Annotated in this window: 5 protein-coding genes; 3 read left to right on the top strand and 2 right to left on the bottom strand. The window is 58.3% G+C overall.

The features are described from left to right. Positions 1–47: 47 nt before the first annotated feature. Positions 48–839, bottom strand: coding sequence for a glucose 1-dehydrogenase (locus Q0510_RS03690; RefSeq protein ID WP_298708379.1), 792 nt, complete (start codon positions 837–839; stop codon positions 48–50). A gap of 30 nt (positions 840–869) precedes the next feature. Beyond that, entirely contained in the window at positions 870–1871 is a 1002-nt protein-coding gene (locus Q0510_RS03685) for an NADP-dependent oxidoreductase (protein ID WP_298708377.1), read from the bottom strand. Positions 1872–1969: 98 nt separating this feature from the next. On the opposite strand from Q0510_RS03685, the gene Q0510_RS03680 reads away from it, so the two are divergent. The 3 genes from Q0510_RS03680 to Q0510_RS03670 form a co-directional block, all read left to right on the top strand. Beyond that, the gene (locus tag Q0510_RS03680; protein ID WP_298708375.1) at positions 1970–2557 is read left to right on the top strand and encodes a sigma-70 family RNA polymerase sigma factor; all 588 of its coding nucleotides are present in this window, start codon (positions 1970–1972) and stop codon (positions 2555–2557) included. 309 nt (positions 2558–2866) lie between these two features. Then, positions 2867–3907, top strand: coding sequence for a FecR family protein (locus tag Q0510_RS03675; RefSeq protein ID WP_298708371.1), 1041 nt, complete (start codon positions 2867–2869; stop codon positions 3905–3907). Positions 3908–3970: 63 nt separating this feature from the next. After that, positions 3971–4775: carboxypeptidase-like regulatory domain-containing protein (locus Q0510_RS03670; protein WP_298708369.1), on the top strand; the 805-nt coding region annotated here is incomplete at its 3' end.

Genomic DNA, 4775 nt, shown 5'->3' with positions numbered 1-4775 from the left:
AAGCCGTCTGCCCGCAAGGATAGCCGGCTTTTTATCGTTTTCAGCGATCACACCGGCCCGTAGGCATTGGACTGCCCGCCGTCGATGGCGATCGTTTGCCCGTTTACGTAGCTGCAATCGTCGCTGAGGAGGAAGGCCACAACGTTGGCGACCTCCACGGGCAGGCCGAGGCGCTTGCTGGGATTATCTTTCGCGTATTCGGTTTCCGCTGCTTTGGGGTCGGCGGGGTTCATTTGCCGGAAGGCGCCTGCCACCATGGGGGTGAGGATGGCGCCGGGCGCGATGGCGTTGGCGGTGATGCCGTGTTTGGCGTATTCGAGGGCGGCGGTTTTCGTCATCCCCGAAACGGCGTGTTTGCTGGCCACATAGGGCGATTGATGCAGTACGCCGCGGATGCCGCCCACCGAGGCCACGTTCACGATGCGGCCGTATGCCTGTTTTACCATGATGGGCAGGATGTGGCGCAGGCCGTAGTAAACGCCCATCAGGTTGATTTCGATGACCTTTTCAAAAACTGCGAGGTCGTATTCAGCCATGGGGGCCTGTTTGCCTTCGATGCCGGCATTGTTGTTGAAGCCGTCGATCCGGCCGTAGGCGTCCATGGCGGCGGCTACGTATTTTTTTACTTCTTCTTCCTGGGATACATCCGCGGAAACGGTGGTGATCTGCGCATCGGGGTGCGCTTTGCGGATGTCTGCCGCGGTTTCATTGAGTGCTTTTTCGTTGAAGTCGACCAGCGTAAGCGAGGCGCCACTGGCGGCGCACACTTGCGCGGCGGCTTGTCCCAGCCCCATGGCGGCGCCGGTGATCACGATGGATTTTCCTGTCAAATCGCTCATGTCGTTCGTTTTTGTCGGGTGAAAAGATGATCAGGCTTTGACGATCATTTTGCCTTTGTTTTTACCGGAGAAGAGACCGAGCAGCGCTTCCGGGAGTTTTTCGAACCCTTCCGCCACGGTTTCTTCCGATTTGATTTTGCCGGCTTTTACCAGCGGGGCGAGGAATTCGATCCCTTCCCGGAAGCGGGCGGCGTAATTGCGGATGATGAACCCCTGCATGAGGATGCTCCGCGTCACCATTAATCCCTGCCAGCGTGGGCCGGTGGGCGGTTCGGTGGCGTTGTACATGGAGATCTGTCCGCAGAGCGGGACCCGGGCGAAGAAGTTCAGTTGTTTCATGACCGCGTCCGATATTTCGCCGCCTACATTGTCGAAATAGATATCCACGCCGTTGGGGCAGGTGGTGGAAAGGCGGTCGTCGAGCCCGGGCTCGTTGTAGTTGATGGCGGCATCGAACCCGAAGGTGTCCGTCAGGAGTTTCCCTTTCTCATCCGATCCTGCAATCCCGACGGCCCGGCAGCCGAGGTGTTTGGCGATCTGCCCCACTACGGAGCCGACGGCACCGGCGGCGCCGGAAACCACAACGGTTTCGCCGGCTTTAGGCCTGCCGATGTCCATCAGGCCGATATATGCCGTGAGGCCTGTCATGCCCAGCACGCCGAGGTAATAGCTGGGCGGGGCGATGTTGGCGTCTATTTTCTGAACGGCCGTTGCGGGAACGGTCATTTCCGTGCGCCAGGGGAGGTATGGGCCCAGGACGACGTCGCCCGGATCGAAGCCGTTGGCGCGGGAGGATACCACTTCGGCCACCACACCGCCTTCCAGTGCCTGGCCCACCTGGAACGGGGGAACGTAGGATTTAGCGTCGTTCATCCGGCCGCGCATGTACGGGTCTACGGAATAGAACATACCCCTGAGCTGGAGCTCTCCTTCTTTCGCATCGGGCAGGGCTGCTTCATCGATCCGGAAAATGGATGCATCGGGCAGTCCGGAGGGCCGTGCGGCGAATGTGATCTGTTTTACCTGTTTCATGTTGAAATAACCCTTGCGTGAGGGGTTTGGTTGGGAATGGAAGGTGAAATTTTTGCGAAATATGCATACCTTACCAATCAGAAAGCAGCCGTATCAGCATGCCGCTACAAGATAAAACGCCCCCTGCCGCAGACCTTGCCTGGGAGGCTTTCCGACAAGGTGACCGGGATGCATTCGCGCAACTGTATGATGAGCACGCGCCGCCGCTGATTGTTTACGGCATCAGGGTGAGCAGGGACGAAGGGTTGGTGAGAGATGTCATCCAGGACCTTTTTATTGAACTTTGGCGCTCCCGCGGGCGCGTACCAGCCGTTAGCTCCGTAAGGGGTTATTTACTGAAAGCCCTCCGCTACAAACTCATGCGGAAGGCCGGCGTGCGCATGCTATACGCCGATACGCTCCCCGAACAGGCGGACCCCGTCCATCCCGAAGCCATCCTCCTCGAACAGGAAAACGAATCCCTCCGCCGCCAGCTCATCCGCCAGGCCATCGGACGCCTGCCCCAACGCCAGCAGGAAATGATCAACCTGCGCTTCTACCAGGGCCTTACCACCGAAGAAGCCGCCGGCATCATGGCCATCAACTACCAATCCGCCACCAACCTCCTCCACCGCGCCGTTACCCATCTCCGCCAGCTCCTCGGCCCCCAGGCTATTGCCCTGATATTCATCCTGCGGGAAGGGTAAAATAATATCTGTTCAACTGAAAATTATTTAAAATTCATGTGGGCGGATTGTTTTTAAATATTTGATATTCAATATTTTATAAAACGCGTGTGAACTTGGTGCGATAGTGTTGGTACGGTATGAGTACGGTATCAGTACTGCGTCTGTACGTTGTTGCAGCTGCGCCGTTGCCGGGCGCCGGCGTTTGCAATCGTCAGACTCGCACTAAATTATCCTGTTATAAAAAATGTTAAAAATATTCGCCGGGGAGTGAGTATCGCGGACCGGTTTTATGTACATACCATTATACGACCACCTTTTTTCAACCGTATGACGTACACCCAAGCCGAACTGGAAGCATTGCTGCGCGACGATGATTTTGTGCAATGGATTTTGCGCCCTACCGTGAGCGCCGATGCCCGCTGGGAAGCCTGGATGGCGGAAGACGCCCGGCGAGTGGCATTGGTAGCCCATGCGCGGCGTACCATCGCCGACGTAAAGGCTTCGGAAGATGAAGTACCCTCCCAAAGACTGGCCGGGGAAATCTGGGCGGACATCGAAGCGGGCATGCAGCTGCAGGTCCGCTGGATGCGATACGCCGCCGCTGCCGCCGTGGTATTGCTGCTGGCAGGCGCCGGTTGGTGGTGGGCGGGCAATCAAACCGCCCCGGGAGGGGAAACCGCCGTGGAAACGCCGGCCATAGCCAGGCCGGGGGCGGGGGAGATACTCGCCACGAACAACGGTCCGGCCCTCCGTTCCGTATTACTGGTAGACGGTTCGCGGATCACCCTGAGCCCCGGCGCCAGGGTCCGCTACCAAAGCCTGCCCGGCCCGGACGCCCGGGAAGTGAAACTGGAAGGCTCCGCCTTCTTCGAAGTATCGCCCGACCCGAAGCGCCCCTTCACCGTATATGCCGGCAAAGTCGTAACCCGCGTTCTGGGCACCAGCTTCCGGATCAGCGGCGAAGAAAGCATCACCGTGGCAGTCCGCACCGGGAAAGTATCCGTTTCGCATGCCGGTAACGGCGCTTCCTGGATACTGCTGCCCAACGAACAGGCCGTTTATGACGCCGGACGCAACACGATGGCCAAGTCGGTTGTTATAAATAAGGCCATCCTCGAAAACCCCGTTGCTCCCGTTCCCCGTTTCAGCTTCGACGAAGCACCCGCTCCCTCCGTAGTGGACGAGCTCGCGGAAACTTACGCCGTGGAGATCCGGTACGACAGGAAGCTGTTCGAAAAATGCAGGATTACCGTGTCTTTGGAAGAAGGCACTTTTTACGATAAAATGGATGTGCTCTGCAAAGTGCTGGGCGCAACATACGAAACAGTGAACAATGAAGTGCGGATCTCAGGTCCTGGCTGCCATTAAGCCCCGCTCCGAACCCTCACCACGAATGAAAAAGCATTTACTGTCAACCAAAATATCAAGCGTATGAATACCTTCCGTTTCATGATGCGGGTAGCGCTGTTGAAGACCCTCCTGTGCTTGTACGTGATGTCCGCCATGGCCGCGGGCAGCGAGGCGCAGGGCGTGCTCGACAAGAAAATCTCCCTTACCGTAGCCAACAAACAACTGAAAAATGTGCTCGGCAGGATCGAAGAGGCGGCTTCCGTCAAGTTCGCCTATGCTACCCAAACCATCCCACTGGCCAGTATCGTGAGCGTCAGCGTGCAGGACACGCGGCTTGGCGACGTGCTGCAATCGCTGCTGTCGCCCTACAACGTCAACCTCGAAGTAGTAGGCTCCCAGATCATCATCCAGCGCGACGGGCTGAAGGTGGTCATCAGCCGCGACGCGCTTTTCAAGAAAATCACCGGCCGGGTGAAAGCGGCAGACGGTTCCAGCATCCCCGGTGTAACCGTGACCGTTAAAGGGACCGCCAAAGGCACCACCACCAATGCAGACGGCTTTTTCGAAATCGACGCCGAAGAAGGCGCGGTGCTCGTCTTTACCGCGATCGGCTACGCCGCGCGGGAACAGGCTATCGGCTCCGGCGCCAACTACGACGTGGTGCTGGAGGAATCCAAACGCGAGCTGTCGGAAGTGGTGGTAACGGCACTCGGCCAGCGCAAAGAAAAGCGCGCCCTGGGCTACACCGTGTCGGAAGTGAAAGGTGCGGAACTGGCGGCCACCAACGAAGTGAATCCCATCAACGCCCTGCAGGGCAAAGCCCCCGGCATCAACATCGACCAGGGCTCCGGCGGGCTGTTCGGCAACTCGCGCATCCTGCTGCGGG

This window comes from uncultured Chitinophaga sp., assembly GCF_937874145.1.
Taxonomy (GTDB): domain Bacteria; phylum Bacteroidota; class Bacteroidia; order Chitinophagales; family Chitinophagaceae; genus Chitinophaga.
The sequence above is the reverse complement of the archived record's forward strand: the minus strand, read 5'-3'. Positions and strand labels throughout refer to the sequence as shown.